The organism is Rhizobium sp. No.120 (genome assembly GCF_054558365.1).
Window position 1 is genome coordinate 259,563 of record NZ_BAAJNQ010000008.1, and the last position, 14,264, is coordinate 273,826.

Consider the following 14,264-nt stretch of genomic DNA (forward strand, 5'->3'; position numbering starts at 1 on the left):
AGCCCCTTGCTAACCACCTTCCCACATGCAACCTTCCTCTCTTCCAAGAGGAGGGACCCCATGCATCTCACCACGCTGCTTGCCTTCGCCGCTGTTTCCTTCATCGGTATCGCGACGCCGGGGCCGACTGTGCTTCTGGCGCTGACCAATGGTTCGCGTTTCGGCGTCAGGCGCGCACTGCCGGGCATGATCGGGGCCGTTCTTTCCGATGCCGTTCTGATCAGCGCGGTTGCCATCGGCCTTGGCGCCTTGCTGGCGGCTTCAGAATTCTGGTTTTCGGCCCTGAAATGGGTCGGTGCGGCCTATCTCGCCTTTCTCGGCATCATGATGCTGCGCTCTAAGGGAAGCATCGACGGCGCTTTGCAGGCGAGTGCGGGCCAGACGAAGGGAACGGCCTTTGCCATCGCTCTGAAGAGCTTCATGGTCGCTGTCACCAATCCGAAGGGCTATCTCTTCTTCTCGGCCTTTCTGCCGCAGTTCATCGATCCCTCGGCGCCGCAGATGCAGCAATATATCGTGCTCGGCGCGATCTTCGCTGCGCTCGATTTCATGATCATGTTCGGCTATGCAGTGTTCGGTTCGCAGGCCGTGCGTGTCCTGAAGTCGGAAGGGGCGAAATGGCTCGAGCGCGCCTGCGGCGGCGCGCTGCTGGCTCTTGCCGGGTCGCTGGCGCTCTATCGCCGCGCCGTGAATTGAGGTTATTGGCGGCTCAATGCCGCCTCGAAAACTTCCCTGTCGACATTGCCGCCTGAGGTGACGGCGATCACCGCATCGCCGTCGACGTGCCTGCCGTGGAAGAGTGCCGCAGCAAGCGCGACGGCGCCGCCTGGTTCCACGACGATCTTCAAACGGGTGAAGGCAAGCGCCATGGCCTTCTGTGCTTCCTCATCGGTCACGGCAAGGCCGGGGCCGCAGAGGCGCTTGAGGATCGGAAAAGTGATGTTGCCGGGCTGCGGTGTGATGATGGCGTCGCAGATCGAGCCCTGCAGCGCGGCATTGCGCTCGATCTTGCCCGAGGCCAGCGAGCGGGTGGTGTCATCAAAATTTTCCGGCTCGCATGGGTGCACCTTTAATCCCGGTGCGCGGGATTCGAGTGCCAGAGCGATCCCCGAAGTCAGGCCGCCACCGCCGCAGGGCACGAGCACGCTGGCTGTCTCGATGCCTTCCTCCGCCGCCTGTTCGGCGATTTCCAGCCCGGTCGTTCCCTGGCCGGCGATCACCTGCGGTTCGTCGAAGGGCTTGATGAGCGTCAGGCCGCGCTCCTTGGAAATGCGCGCGCCGATCTCGTCGCGATCTTCCTTGATACGATCATAGAGCACGACTTCGGCGCCGAAGGCGCGGGTGTTTGCGATCTTCAGCTTCGGAGCGTCGGTCGGCATGATGATGACGGAGGGGACGCCGTGCAGCTTCGCGGCGAGCGCCACACCCTGCGCGTGATTGCCGGAGGAGAAGGCGATGACGCCTCGGGCACGCACGGTTGGCTCCAGCGCCGAAACAGCCGACCAGCCGCCGCGGAACTTGAAGGAGCCGGAGTGCTGCAGGCACTCGGCTTTCACGAACAGGCGTCGCTCTGCGATTTCATCGAGAAAGGGTGACGAGAGCAGCGGCGTGCGGCGGGCCCGACCGCCGAGGCGAGTGCGGGCGGCTTCGATCATTGCGATATCGACCATGGAGGGATCACTCTTCGGATTCAAAAGGACTTTCCATCCATAGAGCGCCCGCCTTTCCTTTAAAACAAGGAGATTGTCTCCATGACACTTCAGGCGATGCCAGGCAGCGAGAGGTGCCCGACATCGTAGGTCTGCAGACCGGATCTAACCGGATCTTTCGGCGGCTCTGCCAAGAGGCGGAAGCGCACCAACGTCCAGTGGGCCGGCTCGAAGGCGGCGACCGAGGCGAGCGCTTCGCCGTTCGATATGGCCTGCGCTGCCGCCTCAGTTTCGCTCGCGCGGAGCTCGGCAAGCAAGGTTCCGGCATCGATTGCGACCACCTCGCGGGTGGCGAATTTGGCGCGGCGAATATCCCTGGACGTATCGGCGTGCCAGGCGATCCAGGTGTTGACCTGAGGGCGACCGAAATTCTCGGTCAAAGCTTGGAAGCCGGGGCCACAGACGAAGTCGCTCAGGCCCTCCTCCTGCTGCCAGACGTAGAAGGGGGAATAGAGGTTCTGACGGCTTTCGGTGACGGTATCGCCCTTTCTTGCCGTCAGGTAGGCCTTGAATTTCAGGCCTGGAAGATTGTCGAGCAGCGGACCTTTTTCGCGGATGCGGCGATCGATGATCGCCATGTCGTAATCCGCGGGAAGGGGAAAGTTATATTGCATGGCGATCATCAGTCATTCCTCCAGCCAGGTCACGGCGCTTCCATTTTCCGTCGCCTGGATGCTGATATAGGAGAAGGCATTCTCCGCCGCCGCACCGTGGCGGTGGCGTTCGTTCGGGGCGAAGCTGATGCAATCGCCGGCGTGTAGCTCCTCGGCTGGACCGCCGAAGCGCTCGGCAAGTCCGACGCCGGACAGAACATAGAGGATCTGTCCGTGCGGATGCGTATGCCAGCGCGTCATGACGCCGGGTTCGAGTGCGCAGCGCATGGCGGTGAGACCGCCGTTTTCGGCATTCTCCACCAGCGACTCTACCAGGAAGGAGGCCGTGGCGATGCCCTCGGGCGACGGCCGCATATTCGTGCCGGCGCGATGTATGGCCGGCGTTTGGGTCGATGTGGCCTGAGGCATGGCTCTCAGACCTGTTCTATCATCTGCGCGCGACCGTCGGAGAATGACCAATCCTCGCGTGTGGCTGTGGTGATGGTGATCATGATGTCCTCGGGGCGAACGCCGGGTGCATCGGTGAGAAGCTCGACGACACGGCGATAGAAGGCCTGCTTGACCTCGGTGCTGCGCGGCTTGCCGATCGTGACGTCGAAAAATACGTAATCGTCCGAACGCGGCTTGCTGGCGAAATAGGTGCGATCGAAGATGAGCTCATGCTGCTCCAGCTGATGAATGGACTGGAAGCGATCGGTCGGCGGCACCTCGAAGGTTTCGACCAGAGCGCGGTGGAAGTTGTCGGACAATGCCTTCAGATATTCCGGCGACTTGCCACGCAAAAGGGTGATGCGGGTAAATGGCATGGGGATGCTCCTGTTTCCGTGTCACTTGACTGGTATAGAATGCCAGTGGATAATCATCCCGAAAATCAGATAATTCTGAATATATAGTCCCAAAAATATGGATTGTTATCCATGCGAAAAGTCATCTTCGATCTCGATGTACTGCGCAGTTTCGTCACAGGCATGGATCTTGGCAGCTATGCCAAGGCGGCCGACAGGCTCGGGCGATCGACCTCCGCCATCAGCGCCCAGCTGAAGAAGTTAGAGGAGCAGGCGGGCACGCCGATCTTCCGCAAGGCGGGGCGGGGGCTAGCACTGACGGAGGCCGGCGAGACGATGCTTGGCTATGCACGGCGGCTGCTGGACCTGAATGACGAGGCGGCTACCGCGCTGCATGGGACCGAGCTTGAAGGCTGGGTGCGCCTGGGACTGCAGGAGGATTTCGGCGAGACGCTGCTGCCGGACGTATTGGGCCGCTTCGCCCGCGCGCATCCGAAAGTGCGCATCGAGGCGCGTGTCGTGCGCAATGCGGAACTTGTGGAGCGGGTGACCTCAGGCAAGCTCGATCTGGCGCTTGCCTGGAGCGATGGTTTCCGCACGGCTTATACGGACCGTATAGCCGAAGTACCGCTCTGCTGGGTCGGTCCGGCCAATGGTGACATGCAATGGCACGTCGATGGCGGCGAGGCCATGCCGCTCGCCTCGCTGGAAGCACCATGCCTGTTGCGGAACATCGCAACCAAGACGCTCGATCGCGCCGGTATCGGCTGGCGGATATCCTTCGTCAGCCCGAGCCTCGGAGGTCTTTGGGCCGCAACGGCGGCGGGCCTTGGTCTGGCGCTGCGCACACCGCTCGGCCTGCCGCCAAAGGTGCGGCAATTGACGCCTGATGAGGCCGGTCTACCGGCCTTGCCGAAGCTCGATCTCGTGCTGCATCGTGCCGAGGCGGAGGGAAGCCCGGCAACGGAGCGCTTGGCTTCGATCATACTGCAGGCGGTGCGCCAGACGATCGAGGCGGTGCCGCAGAGCCGGATATTCGAGCATGCGCCTGGTCATGATGTCGTCATGGCCTGAGAGGAAGGTTGCTGCTCGGAAACTTCGCTGCCGAGATTGCTGATGCGGATTTCCGCCTGCGTGGCCAGCTCACGCAAATCACGCGGCTGGCCTGCTAGCCGTTCGATGGCGGCGATCGCAACATCCGTCGTCACATAATCCGGCTTGTGGCCGAGATTGCGGATCGTGACGAGCTCCGCGTTTGCGATGTCCCGAGCAAGCCCGCGCGAATGCAATTCCTCCAGCACCACCTCGTCGCTGTCGCCGGTGATGATCACGGTTGGCGCCTTGATCTCGCTGTAGCGCGGCGCATGGGCGGAGACGTACGCAAAGAGATTGACCACGTCGATCGCATTGTTGCGGAAGGTCTGCGGCCGCAGCACCAGTTCCGGCGCCGTCTTCGTTATATAATCCGCCGGTCTTGCATTCGGACGGAAGATGCTGAGCGTGCCGGTCTCGACTCGACGGAGGCCAATCGGGATTACAAAGAGCTGGGTGAAGAGCCAGCCGAAGACTGGCGTGGCGGCAAGCGTGTAGTACCAATCGACGCCGCCGGGCCAGGGGTGAGTCGCCGGAGCAAGGAAAAGCAGGCCCTTGGTCCTTTCAGGATGGCGCATGCCGAAGGCGGCGGCGATCGCGCCGCCAAAGGAATGCCCTATGATGATGGCGCTCTTGATGCCGCGTTTCTCCATCAGCTTGGCGATGGCATCGGCCTGGCCTGAGGGCAGGGCGTTTTCGGCGTTTCCGCGTTCGGAGTAACCGTGGCCGGGACGGTCGACGAACAGCATTTCGGCACGGCCACTCAAAGGTGCTGCAAAGGCTTCGAACTGATCGCGCAGATTGCCGCTTGCGCCATGGATAAAGACGAGCGCCGGCAAATCCGCTGTTTTCGGGCGTGCCAGATGTACAGCATTGAGGCGGTAACCGCCGATATCGGTCAATTCGCCGATATTGGGATAGGCCTGCTCGATGGCACGGGTCTTGTAGGCGGAAAAGCCCGCAGCGACGACGATTAGCAAAACAATGGCGACGAGCAGAAAATCGATCATTTCGGCACGGATCAGCTATCCTGGGCAACTAATCTAGTGCGTTGTTTCGCCTTTTCATCCCCAACGGGGCATTTCAATGGCAGGAAAAGAGGGTGTTTCAGACATATCAGGTCCGGCTGCCAGCAATCTTTTCCGAGAGCTTATCCGCTTCTTCCTGGGCAGATCGATTTGCAGGATAGATTTCGAGGAAACGCTCCCAGGCCTTAAGTGCGAGGGCATCGTTGCCGCGTTCGGTCAGCATCGCCGCTATGCCGGCCAGCGCTCCGAAATGGCGCGGCTCGATGCGCAGCACCTGGTTGATGTCTTCCATCGACTTGCGATAGTCACCGATCGCGAAATTAAGGGTGGCGCGGCGGTTCCAGCCTTCGACATAGTCAGGCTTCAGCGAGATCACCTGATCGAGATAATCCATCGCGGCGGCATTACGCTTGTCCTGAATGGCCTTGTCGGCCCATTGCATCAGGAGGTTGATGGTGGCGCTGCCGGAATCGGCAAACTGGGCATTGATCTGATCCGCAATCAGGCTTGCCTGGTCGGGATCGCGCTGCCGCTTCAGCGCCGTGAACAGATTGTCGAGTTGCTGCTTCGGCGACAGGGTGCCGGAGGAATTGCCGGGATTCTGCTTTTCCACAGGCTTCGGCTCATCAGCCGGCGCCGCATGGGGCGCAGAGACAACCAGGGCGAGGAGAATCGGCAGGGCTAGATGTGACAAAGCAAAAACGCGCATGGCGGGCATAGTAGCCCGCCAATGTCGAAGATCAAAACCAAATTTGATGCGATCAACTAAAACTGAGGCCCGATCCATGGGACCGAAGCCGCGCGTCATATCAGCCCTGACGAGCCTTGTAGCGCGGGTTCAGCTTGTTGATGATGTAGATACGGCCCTTGCGGCGGACGAGACGGTTGTCACGATGGCGCGCCTTGAGCGACTTGAGCGAATTCTTGATCTTCATTTTTCTGATCCGCGATCTCTGAGGGGGAATGTCACATTCGCCCGGGTCTTTTAACAATCAAAAGCGCGCTCAGGGCGCGCTCTTTAGGGTGGGGAGCAAATACCTTGTCATCCCGGGCCTGTCAACCATGTCAGGGGCTTTTTCCCGCTGATCTCAGCGCAGAAGCTGTGTAATATGCCCCATCTTGCGGCCCGGCCGGGCTTCGGTCTTGCCGTAAAGATGCACAAGCGTGTCGTCAAGGCGCAGCCATTCCGGCAGCGCCAGGATGTCGTCACCGATCAGATTCGTCATGACGCAATCCGAGTGGCGCCGAGGATTTCCGAGGGGCAGGCCGCCAACGGCGCGAATATGCTGCTCGAATTGCGAGATGACGCAGGCGGCTTCCGTCCAGTGGCCGGAATTGTGGACGCGCGGCGCCATTTCGTTGGCGATCAGGCTGCCATCGGCCAGCACAAAGAATTCGATGCCGATCACGCCGACATAGCCGAGCGCCGTCAATATCTTTTCCGCGGCGTCGCGAGCGGCGTTCGCCGTCTGCGTGGAAATATTGGCCGGCAGCGTGGAGGTGTGGAGAATGCCGTTGCGATGGACGTTCTCCGCCGGATCGTAGCAGGCGATCTTTCCGTCGCTGCCGCGGGCGGCGATGATGGAGACCTCGCGCTCGAAGGATACGAAGCTTTCCAGAATCAGTGGCACGCTGCCCAGGGCCGCATAGCCGCCTTCGGGGCTATCGGCGGCGGAGCGATAGACGCGCTGTCCCTTGCCGTCATAGCCGAGGCGTCGCGTCTTCAGCACGCCTTGGCCGCCGAAATCGGCTAGCGCCTTTTCGAGATCGTCTTGGCTATCGACGGCATGGAAGCGGGCCGTCGGAATGCCGCAGCCATTGATGAAGCTCTTTTCGGTCAGCCGGTCCTGCGCCATTTCAAGCGCCTTGGGCGGCGGATAGACCGTTACCTGCAAGGCAAGATCCTCGGCGGCGGTCACGGGCACGTTCTCGAACTCATAGGTCACGACATCGCAGCGCTTCGCCAGCTCGGCAAGGGCGGCCGCATCGTCATAGGCGGCTGTAATCTGTTCGTTGGCAACATGGGCTGCCGGACAGTCGGCCTGGGGCTCGAGGATGACGGTGCGAAAATTGAGGCGGGCGGCCGCCATGGCCAGCATGCGGCCGAGCTGGCCGCCGCCGATGATACCGATCGTCTTCGCGTTCATAGGTCGTCCATCGGGTATTCGGCAACGGCGGCGCTCTGGCGCGCGCGCCATTCGTCGAGCCGGTCGGCAATCTCTTCGTCGCCGAGCGCCAGGACGGCGGCAGCAAGGAGGGCGGCGTTGACCGCGCCGGCCTTGCCGATCGCGAGCGTGCCGACGGGAATGCCGGCCGGCATCTGCACGATCGAGAGAAGACTGTCCTGACCGGAGAGGGCACGTGACTGAACCGGCACGCCGAAGACCGGAAGAGGCGTCATGGAAGCCGCCATGCCCGGCAGATGCGCTGCGCCGCCGGCGCCGGCGATGATGACCTTGAAGCCTTCGTCCCTTGCGCCCTTGGCGAAGCTCACCAGCCTGTCCGGCGTACGGTGCGCGGAAATGATGCGCGCATCATAAGTGATCTCAAGCGCTTCCAGGGTGTCCGCGGCATTCTTCATGGTCTCCCAGTCGGACTGGCTTCCCATGATGATGGCGACAGGCGGTCTTTCGGTCAGCATCGTTGCGTTGTGCTCCTCAGGCGATGATATCGGGAATGATCTGGTCTTCCAGCTTGGTCAGCTTGTCCTTGATGACGAGCTTCTTCTTTTTCATGCGCTGGATACGAAGGGCATCGCAGCCCGTCTCGATCATGGCATTGATTGCGGCATCATAATCCTCGTGTTCCTGGCGCAGCCGCGCCACGATCAGCCTGATTTCCGCCTGTTCCTGATCGGCCATGTTCATTTCCCCAGCATATCGCGGAATCGCATTCGTTCCGCCTCCTGAATTCCGCAAGCTCCTATCACCAAATGGCGATAACGGGAAGTTATCCTTCATCACGAATTTGCCGCCTATAGGCCACGTTTTCGCCTTCGACAAAGGCCCGATCTTATGGCAGAGTGAGAAGGTTGACACCTAGAGCCTTGGCGAATGGATGGTCAGGGCTCTTCAGAGGAAGGAAGGGTCATATGACTGTTCAAGCTCATCTTGAATCGCTCGAAAAGAAACATGTCGCGCTCGAGGAGGCGCTGCATGCGGCAATGTCATCTCCCTCTAGTGATGATACGGAAATAGCCGATATCAAACGCAGGAAACTGCGCGTCAAGGACGAAATCCAACGTCTGCGTTCCTCAGTTCACTGAGGCAACGTTCCAAAGTTCAAAAAGCCATCGATCTTGAGGGGCAAGAGAGGCGGATTGAAAGGTCTTAGGACAAATTCCCAATCAGGATCGATGCGCATTTCCGTCATAAACGGATGCGCCAGCTTCATAGCGTCGGAGGTAGGGGTTGGCGCAATTTTCCTGAAACGATGTCTTCAGGACCAGAACTGATCCAGCCATAGATTCAGCTTGTCGAAGCCGCGGCTGTTAACCGCATAGATACGTTTCGTGCCTTCATTGGTGACGGAAACGAGATTGCTGTCGAGCAAGGCCTTGAGGTGCTGTGAAACGGCCGGTCGGCTGATCGGCAGGCCCTGCGCCAATTCGTTGACCGTCTTGGGTGCGCGGCGCAATTCCTCCAGCAAATGACGCCGGTTCGGGTCCGCGATGGCTGCAAAAGGATCCATGGTCGACATGGCGGAAAGCTACGTCAAACACCCAAGAGCGGCAAGTTAATTGTGCGCTGCATGATATATTGTGAGGATGGTCACCTGCGAAGGTTCGCGCCGTGAGTGTCCTCGGCTGCGAATCGTTGGTTTCGGTCGCTGCCCCTTGTCAGAGAGAGCTAACGGATTTACTCACGATTATCGAACCGGTGCGCCATCACTGACGATGGAAGCCGAAACCATGGAAGCTCGCATGACCGTGCCCGAAGATCGTTGCCGCCTCGTTCTTATCGTTCCCGATATTGCCGATATCGAGCAGCGGGCGAAGGCGGTGGCCGATGCCTTGAGGGGCGGGGACGTCGCTTCGGTGATCATTCCGCAATACGGTCTCGATGACGGCGCTTTCCAGAAACATGCGGAAAAGCTAGTGCCGGTCATCCAGGCTGCAGGAGCGGCGGCACTCATTGCCGGTGACAGCCGCGTGGCAGGCCGTGCGAAGGCCGACGGGCTACACATCGCTGGCAACATTGCCGAGCTTGCGGAAGCCGTCGAAAAGTTCGTGCCGAAGCTGATCGTCGGCGGTGGCAGCGCGGCCGACAGGCATAGCGCGCTGGAGATCGGCGAACTCCGACCGGACTATATCTTCTTCGGCAAGCTCGATGGCGACATCAAGCCCGAGGCGCATCCGAAGAACCTGGCACTCGGCGAATGGTGGGCCTCTATGATCGAGATTCCCTGCATCGTCATGGGTGGCACCGATCCGAAGTCGGCGCTGGAAGTAGCGCTCACCGGCGCCGAGTTTGTGGCGCTGCATAAGGCGGTCTTTGCCGATCCTGCCGCTGCCCCTTCGATCGTTGCGGAAGTGAATGCGCTTCTGGACGAAAAAGCGCCACGGTTTGAGGATTGATAGCGATCCATGTCGTCTTCGCCTCGATTCCGCCATCGATCCTTCCTTGCCGTGCTTGCAGCCGGGCTCGCGGCATTTCCGTTGTTGGCTCAGGCGCAATCCGGCAATGACAATACGTCCCTGCCGGGCGTTTCGCAGCCGGCGGAGAAGGGTGCGCGGCCAGAAGACAACGCGCAATCCGATGACGATACCGCGGTGCCGGATGCACCGCAGCACAACGACAATGTCATGACCCGGCCTTTGGGCGCCGATGCCGGCACCTTCAAGACCGAAAAGATCCAGCCGGGCGCAGAGCCGAAAGCCGATAGCGACATCAAGCCATCGCAAGGCGTTGGCGTTTTCGAGCGCATGGGAGCAAACTTGCCCGACCTGCCGCCGGAAAAGCCTTTCACCGGCAAGGTGGATGATGCCTATGGTGCCTTCCAACGCGGCTATTACCTGACCGCCTTTCAGAAAGCATTGCCACGGGCGCAGCTTGGCGACCCGGCCGCGCAGACCTTAATCGCGGAGCTGATGGCACAGGGTCTGGGCGTCAAACGCGATACGAAGGACGCCGCCTTCTGGTACAGCAAGGCGGCCGAGGGCGGTGATCCTACGGCGATGTTCAAATACGCGCTGATCCTGATGGAGGGCCGCGACGTGCCCCGAGATCAGAAGAAGGCCGACGAATGGATGAGGAAGGCTGCCGATGCCGGTCAGCCTTCAGCGCAATTCAATGTCGCCCAGATGCTGACGGCCGAAAATCCCGGCCTGAAGGGTCTGCAGATGGCGCTTCCTTATTATGAGAAGTCTGCGCAGCAGGGCATTGCCGACGCGCAGTATGCTGTTTCGCAGCTCTATCTGAACCTTCCCGATCTGCCGCCGGAGAAGAAGGCGCGCGCGCGGGAGTGGCTGTCGCGTGCCGCCAATGCCGGCTTCGATACAGCGCAGCTCGACATGGGCATCTGGCTGATCAATGGCACCGGCGGTACCCAGGATCTCGAAAACGGCTTCAACTGGATGCGGGTTGCAGCCTATCGCGGCAACGTCGTTGCGCAAAACAAGCTAGCGCATCTTTATATCAATGCCATCGGCACGAAGCAGGACCCGGTGGCTGCCGCCACCTGGTATGTCATTTCCCGTCGTGCCGGCCTGAAAGACCCTGAGCTTGAGGATTTCTATCAAGGGATCGAGGACTACCAGCAGAAGGCTGCTATCGACGCAGCCAACAAATATCGGCGCGCGCGATAATAAAGGTGTCGGATTGAACCTTGGCGGAGCTGATCTGAAGTCAGTTTGCGTCTGTCGCAGCCTCACCACTTGAAATTCCCGCAATTTTATGGTCTTGAGGCCGCCAATCTTTATTTCCGCTGACGCTCCTGCTCCGTCGGTGCCTGCTTTCGGGCCCGGTCAGCGCTTTCTGCATTATCCAAGGAACCCCGATGGCCCGTTCTGCTCTTCTCAATGTCATGGTTCAGGCTGCCCTCAAGGCAGGCAAGTCGCTCAGCCGCGATTTCGGCGAAGTGCAGAACCTGCAGGTGTCGGTGAAGGGACCGGGCGATTTCGTCAGCCAGGCGGATCTGAAGGCGCAGAAGATCATCCGCGATGAGCTGATGAAGGCACGCCCCACCTACGGTTTCCTCGGCGAGGAAGGCGAAGAGGTGAAGGGCACGGATGGCGCCCATCGCTGGATCGTCGATCCGCTCGACGGCACCACCAACTTCCTGCATGGCATTCCGCTGTTTTCCGTCTCGATCGCGCTCGAGCGCAACGATGAGATCGTTGCCGGCGTCATCTTCAATCCGGCAACCGACGAGCTCTATACGACCGAACGCGGCGGCGGCGCTTTCCTCAACGATCGTCGCCTGCGCGTCGCCTCGCGCCGCGTGCTGTCGGACAGCGTCATCGGCTGCGGCGTTCCGCATCTCGGCCGCGGCAATCACGGCAAGTTCCTCGTCGAGCTGCGCCATGTGATGGGCGAAGTCGCCGGCGTACGCCGCCTCGGCTCCGCATCGCTCGATCTTGCCTATGTTGCTGCCGGCCGTTTCGATGGCTTCTGGGAAACCGGCCTGTCTGCCTGGGACATCGCAGCCGGCATTCTGCTGATCCGTGAAGCTGGCGGCTTCGTATCGGATTTCCATGGCGGCACCGACATGTTCGCCACGAAATCGATCATTTGCGGTAACGAGCATATCCAGAAGGCGCTTGCCGAAGTGGTCAAGCGGCCGGTGCCGACGAAATAAGTTCAGCTTAGGGCTGCTATTCGGAGATAAACGGTCTGTTGCCAACGGACCGTTTTGTGCTTTCCGTCTCTTCAATTCGGCACAATGTTGCTCTAGTCTCCGCCTGCGGAAAATGCGGTGGCGGAGCGTGCGATGGAAAATGTGAAATTGGCGGATCTGGGATCGACCGACAATGTGTCGGGCAGCTACGCCTATAAGCTCTCGAGCCCGATGGCCTTCTTCTGGACGATGGTGCTTTTCCTCGTCATCGTCGGCTTTATTGTGGCTATTCTTTTCCGTCAGGCCCAGGTCGCGTTTCTGCATAATCCGGGCCTCAACGGCCTGATCGTCGGTGTTCTGGTCGTCGGCATCCTTCTAGTCTTCAATCACGTGCTGATGCTGAGGCCCGAGGTTCGTTGGTTCAATCACTTCCGCGCCGTCGGCAATGCCGACAAAGTCGGCCGCAACCCGCGGCTGCTGGCGCCGATGCGGGCGCTGCTCGGCAACCGCCGGGCGATGCAGCTTTCCACCGCGACCCTGCGCTCGATCCTCGATTCGATCGCCACGCGCCTCGACGAATCGCGTGATACCTCGCGCTATCTGATCGGCCTCCTCGTCTTTCTCGGTCTGCTCGGCACCTTTTGGGGCCTGATCGGGACGATCGGCTCGATCAACGACGTCATTCAGGGCCTCGATGCCGGCACCGGCGACACCGGCGATATTCTGAGCGCCCTGAAATCAGGTCTTTCCGGCCCGCTTGTGGGTATGGGCACGGCCTTCTCCTCCTCGCTGCTCGGCCTTTCCGGTTCGCTGATCCTCGGCTTCCTCGATCTGCAGGCCGGCCGTGCGCAGAACCGTTTCTATACGGAGCTCGAAAACTGGCTGTCCTCGGTCACGGATGTCGGATCCGATATCGCCCCAGTCATTGAAGGTACGCCGGGCGCTTCTTCGGAGGATGTACGGGCGCTGTCAGATTATCTGCGCAAGATCGCCGAGGAGGGTGGTGGCCAACGTTCGGTGACCGCGATGGCGAACCTCGCCGAAGGCATTCAGGGCCTGGTCAAGAACATGCGCAACGAGCAGCAGATGCTGCGCGACTGGATCGAGGCCCAGCAGGAAGAGGCCAAATCGATGCGCCGCACGCTCGACCGCCTTGCCGACCGGATCAGCCATACAGAGAAGACCGGGAGCAAGTAAGCCATGGCGCTCGCCCGCAACCGACGCCACCAGAGGAGCGTCGACTATTGGCCCGGCTTCGTCGACGCGCTCTCCACGCTGCTGATGGCGATCATGTTTCTGCTGACGGTATTCGTCGTCGGCCAATTCATCCTCAGCCGCGAAATTTCGGGGCGCGATGAGGTGCTCAATCGCCTCAACAGCCGCATCAACGATCTGGTGCAGCAGCTGGCGCTCGAAAAAAGCGGCAAACAGGATCTCGAGGATGCCGTCGCCAATCTACAGGCGTCGCTTTCCTCGGCGGAGACAGAGCGCTCGCGGCTGCAGGCCCTGCTTGCAGCAGGCTCCGGCAGCAGCCAGGCCGCGGAAAAGCGGGCCGGATCGCTTTCGCAGGAGCTTGACGAGCAGAAGCAGGTGAGCGCGCGGGCAATGAGCCAGGTCGATCTGCTCAACCAACAGATTGCCGCCCTGCGCAGCCAGATCGCCGCTATCGAAGCTGCCCTTCAGGCATCGGAAGCCAAGGATCAATCATCGCAGGTGAAGATTGCCGATCTCGGACGGCGGTTGAATGTGGCGCTGGCGCAGCGTGTGCAGGAGCTGAACCGCTATCGGTCCGACTTCTTCGGCCGCTTGCGCGAAATCCTTTCCGACCGGGATAATATCCGCATCGTCGGCGACCGCTTCGTGTTCCAATCCGAAGTATTGTTTCCGTCCGGCGCTGCCGATCTCAATCCGGCGGGGCAGGCGGAGATGACGAAGCTTGCAGCCGCTCTCATCGATCTTTCCAAGGAAATCCCACCTGAAATCAATTGGGTGCTGCGCGTCGATGGCCACACCGACAATGTGCCGCTTTCAGGCAATGGGCGTTACCCGGACAACTGGGCTCTGTCATCCGCGCGCGCCATCGCAGTCGTCAAGTTCCTGATCTCGCAGGGCGTCCCTGCCGATAGGCTCGTCGCCGCCGGGTTTGGAGAATTCCAGCCGATCGCACCGGGCGATACCCCGGATGCTCGCGCCACCAATCGACGCATCGAGCTGAAATTGACCGAGAAATAATCGGTCATCGCTCCGGCGATGCAATAC

The 14,264-nt window shown here is 60.6% G+C and carries 19 protein-coding genes; 8 read left to right on the top strand and 11 right to left on the bottom strand.

Going from position 1 to position 14,264, the window contains the following annotated elements:
- Window positions 1-60: 60 nt before the first annotated feature.
- Entirely contained in the window at window positions 61-696 is a 636-nt protein-coding gene (locus tag ACYJRZ_RS22155; RefSeq protein WP_459462576.1) for a LysE family translocator, read from the top strand.
- Between the two features lie 2 nt (window positions 697-698).
- Here ACYJRZ_RS22155 and ACYJRZ_RS22160 read toward each other — a convergent pair whose 3' ends face one another.
- The 4 genes from ACYJRZ_RS22160 to ACYJRZ_RS22175 form a co-directional block, all read right to left on the bottom strand.
- Window positions 699-1,670 carry a threonine ammonia-lyase gene (locus tag ACYJRZ_RS22160; RefSeq protein ID WP_459462610.1) on the bottom strand — a complete coding sequence of 324 codons (972 nt, stop codon included), beginning with the start codon at window positions 1,668-1,670 and terminating at the stop codon, window positions 699-701.
- 89 nt (window positions 1,671-1,759) lie between these two features.
- Window positions 1,760-2,332 carry a DUF4865 family protein gene (locus tag ACYJRZ_RS22165; RefSeq protein WP_459462578.1) on the bottom strand — a complete coding sequence of 191 codons (573 nt, stop codon included), beginning with the start codon at window positions 2,330-2,332 and terminating at the stop codon, window positions 1,760-1,762.
- Window positions 2,333-2,335: 3 nt separating this feature from the next.
- Window positions 2,336-2,731, bottom strand: coding sequence for a cupin domain-containing protein (locus ACYJRZ_RS22170; protein ID WP_459462580.1), 396 nt, complete (start codon window positions 2,729-2,731; stop codon window positions 2,336-2,338).
- Between the two features lie 5 nt (window positions 2,732-2,736).
- Complete coding sequence (locus tag ACYJRZ_RS22175) at window positions 2,737-3,129, bottom strand: tautomerase family protein (RefSeq protein WP_459462582.1); 393 nt, start codon at window positions 3,127-3,129, stop codon at window positions 2,737-2,739.
- A 111-nt stretch (window positions 3,130-3,240) separates the two neighbouring features.
- Between ACYJRZ_RS22175 and ACYJRZ_RS22180 the strand changes: the two genes are divergently transcribed.
- The gene (locus ACYJRZ_RS22180) at window positions 3,241-4,182 is read left to right on the top strand and encodes a LysR substrate-binding domain-containing protein (protein ID WP_459462584.1); all 942 of its coding nucleotides are present in this window, start codon (window positions 3,241-3,243) and stop codon (window positions 4,180-4,182) included.
- Here the strand turns inward: ACYJRZ_RS22180 and ACYJRZ_RS22185 are convergent.
- The 6 genes from ACYJRZ_RS22185 to ACYJRZ_RS22210 form a co-directional block, all read right to left on the bottom strand.
- Window positions 4,161-5,210, bottom strand: a complete 1,050-nt coding sequence (locus tag ACYJRZ_RS22185; RefSeq protein WP_459462586.1) for an alpha/beta fold hydrolase — start codon at window positions 5,208-5,210, stop codon at window positions 4,161-4,163. The genes ACYJRZ_RS22180 and ACYJRZ_RS22185 overlap by 22 nt on opposite strands.
- Before the next feature lie 106 nt (window positions 5,211-5,316).
- The gene (locus ACYJRZ_RS22190; protein WP_459462587.1) at window positions 5,317-5,946 is read right to left on the bottom strand and encodes a hypothetical protein; all 630 of its coding nucleotides are present in this window, start codon (window positions 5,944-5,946) and stop codon (window positions 5,317-5,319) included.
- Window positions 5,947-6,037: 91 nt separating this feature from the next.
- Window positions 6,038-6,163: a type B 50S ribosomal protein L36 gene (ykgO, locus tag ACYJRZ_RS22195; RefSeq protein ID WP_003582204.1), complete on the bottom strand. Its 126-nt coding sequence runs from the start codon at window positions 6,161-6,163 to the stop codon at window positions 6,038-6,040.
- 153 nt (window positions 6,164-6,316) lie between these two features.
- Window positions 6,317-7,375, bottom strand: coding sequence for a 5-(carboxyamino)imidazole ribonucleotide synthase (locus ACYJRZ_RS22200; RefSeq protein WP_459462589.1), 1,059 nt, complete (start codon window positions 7,373-7,375; stop codon window positions 6,317-6,319).
- Window positions 7,372-7,869, bottom strand: coding sequence for a 5-(carboxyamino)imidazole ribonucleotide mutase (purE, locus tag ACYJRZ_RS22205; RefSeq protein ID WP_015341043.1), 498 nt, complete (start codon window positions 7,867-7,869; stop codon window positions 7,372-7,374). Before purE ends, ACYJRZ_RS22200 begins: the two co-directional genes overlap by 4 nt.
- A 16-nt stretch (window positions 7,870-7,885) precedes the next feature.
- Window positions 7,886-8,089: a YdcH family protein gene (locus ACYJRZ_RS22210; RefSeq protein WP_015341042.1), complete on the bottom strand. Its 204-nt coding sequence runs from the start codon at window positions 8,087-8,089 to the stop codon at window positions 7,886-7,888.
- 230 nt (window positions 8,090-8,319) lie between these two features.
- Here ACYJRZ_RS22210 and ACYJRZ_RS22215 point away from each other — a divergent pair, with 230 nt between their 5' ends.
- Window positions 8,320-8,493, top strand: a complete 174-nt coding sequence (locus ACYJRZ_RS22215; protein WP_459462592.1) for a YdcH family protein — start codon at window positions 8,320-8,322, stop codon at window positions 8,491-8,493.
- A gap of 173 nt (window positions 8,494-8,666) precedes the next feature.
- On the opposite strand, the gene ACYJRZ_RS22220 is transcribed toward ACYJRZ_RS22215, so the two are convergent.
- A complete protein-coding gene (locus tag ACYJRZ_RS22220) occupies window positions 8,667-8,927 on the bottom strand; it encodes an ArsR/SmtB family transcription factor (protein ID WP_015341040.1) in 261 nt (86 codons plus the stop codon).
- A gap of 223 nt (window positions 8,928-9,150) precedes the next feature.
- On the opposite strand from ACYJRZ_RS22220, the gene ACYJRZ_RS22225 reads away from it, so the two are divergent.
- The 5 genes from ACYJRZ_RS22225 to ACYJRZ_RS22245 all read left to right on the top strand — a co-directional run bounded on the left by ACYJRZ_RS22225 (window position 9,151) and on the right by ACYJRZ_RS22245 (window position 14,237).
- Window positions 9,151-9,804 carry a thiamine phosphate synthase gene (locus tag ACYJRZ_RS22225; RefSeq protein WP_459462594.1) on the top strand — a complete coding sequence of 218 codons (654 nt, stop codon included), beginning with the start codon at window positions 9,151-9,153 and terminating at the stop codon, window positions 9,802-9,804.
- A gap of 9 nt (window positions 9,805-9,813) precedes the next feature.
- Window positions 9,814-11,034: a tetratricopeptide repeat protein gene (locus ACYJRZ_RS22230; protein WP_459462596.1), complete on the top strand. Its 1,221-nt coding sequence runs from the start codon at window positions 9,814-9,816 to the stop codon at window positions 11,032-11,034.
- 191 nt (window positions 11,035-11,225) lie between these two features.
- Window positions 11,226-12,026 (top strand): inositol monophosphatase family protein, encoded by an 801-nt coding sequence (locus ACYJRZ_RS22235; protein ID WP_459462598.1) that lies wholly within the window; start codon window positions 11,226-11,228, stop codon window positions 12,024-12,026.
- 132 nt (window positions 12,027-12,158) lie between these two features.
- Window positions 12,159-13,202 carry a flagellar motor protein MotA gene (locus ACYJRZ_RS22240; RefSeq protein WP_459462600.1) on the top strand — a complete coding sequence of 348 codons (1,044 nt, stop codon included), beginning with the start codon at window positions 12,159-12,161 and terminating at the stop codon, window positions 13,200-13,202.
- 3 nt (window positions 13,203-13,205) lie between these two features.
- Window positions 13,206-14,237, top strand: coding sequence for a peptidoglycan -binding protein (locus tag ACYJRZ_RS22245; protein WP_113330378.1), 1,032 nt, complete (start codon window positions 13,206-13,208; stop codon window positions 14,235-14,237).
- Window positions 14,238-14,264: the final 27 nt, after the last annotated feature.

Excerpts from the sequence above, each read along its gene's own strand:
- ACYJRZ_RS22210 (WP_015341042.1), bottom strand. The coding sequence starts at position 8,089 with ATGGCCGATCAGGAACAGGCGGAAATCAGGCTGATCGTGGCGCGGCTG.
- ACYJRZ_RS22235 (WP_459462598.1), top strand. The coding sequence starts at position 11,226 with ATGGCCCGTTCTGCTCTTCTCAATGTCATGGTTCAGGCTGCCCTCAAG.
- ACYJRZ_RS22200 (WP_459462589.1), bottom strand. The coding sequence starts at position 7,375 with ATGAACGCGAAGACGATCGGTATCATCGGCGGCGGCCAGCTCGGCCGC.
- ykgO (WP_003582204.1), bottom strand. The coding sequence starts at position 6,163 with ATGAAGATCAAGAATTCGCTCAAGTCGCTCAAGGCGCGCCATCGTGAC.
- ACYJRZ_RS22160 (WP_459462610.1), bottom strand. The coding sequence starts at position 1,670 with ATGGTCGATATCGCAATGATCGAAGCCGCCCGCACTCGCCTCGGCGGT.
- ACYJRZ_RS22240 (WP_459462600.1), top strand. The coding sequence starts at position 12,159 with ATGGAAAATGTGAAATTGGCGGATCTGGGATCGACCGACAATGTGTCG.
- ACYJRZ_RS22245 (WP_113330378.1), top strand. The coding sequence starts at position 13,206 with ATGGCGCTCGCCCGCAACCGACGCCACCAGAGGAGCGTCGACTATTGG.
- ACYJRZ_RS22215 (WP_459462592.1), top strand. The coding sequence starts at position 8,320 with ATGACTGTTCAAGCTCATCTTGAATCGCTCGAAAAGAAACATGTCGCG.
- ACYJRZ_RS22185 (WP_459462586.1), bottom strand. The coding sequence starts at position 5,210 with ATGATCGATTTTCTGCTCGTCGCCATTGTTTTGCTAATCGTCGTCGCT.
- ACYJRZ_RS22190 (WP_459462587.1), bottom strand. The coding sequence starts at position 5,946 with ATGCCCGCCATGCGCGTTTTTGCTTTGTCACATCTAGCCCTGCCGATT.
- ACYJRZ_RS22165 (WP_459462578.1), bottom strand. The coding sequence starts at position 2,332 with ATGATCGCCATGCAATATAACTTTCCCCTTCCCGCGGATTACGACATG.
- ACYJRZ_RS22230 (WP_459462596.1), top strand. The coding sequence starts at position 9,814 with ATGTCGTCTTCGCCTCGATTCCGCCATCGATCCTTCCTTGCCGTGCTT.
- ACYJRZ_RS22175 (WP_459462582.1), bottom strand. The coding sequence starts at position 3,129 with ATGCCATTTACCCGCATCACCCTTTTGCGTGGCAAGTCGCCGGAATAT.
- ACYJRZ_RS22170 (WP_459462580.1), bottom strand. The coding sequence starts at position 2,731 with ATGCCTCAGGCCACATCGACCCAAACGCCGGCCATACATCGCGCCGGC.
- ACYJRZ_RS22155 (WP_459462576.1), top strand. The coding sequence starts at position 61 with ATGCATCTCACCACGCTGCTTGCCTTCGCCGCTGTTTCCTTCATCGGT.
- ACYJRZ_RS22225 (WP_459462594.1), top strand. The coding sequence starts at position 9,151 with ATGACCGTGCCCGAAGATCGTTGCCGCCTCGTTCTTATCGTTCCCGAT.
- ACYJRZ_RS22180 (WP_459462584.1), top strand. The coding sequence starts at position 3,241 with ATGCGAAAAGTCATCTTCGATCTCGATGTACTGCGCAGTTTCGTCACA.
- ACYJRZ_RS22220 (WP_015341040.1), bottom strand. The coding sequence starts at position 8,927 with ATGTCGACCATGGATCCTTTTGCAGCCATCGCGGACCCGAACCGGCGT.
- purE (WP_015341043.1), bottom strand. The coding sequence starts at position 7,869 with ATGCTGACCGAAAGACCGCCTGTCGCCATCATCATGGGAAGCCAGTCC.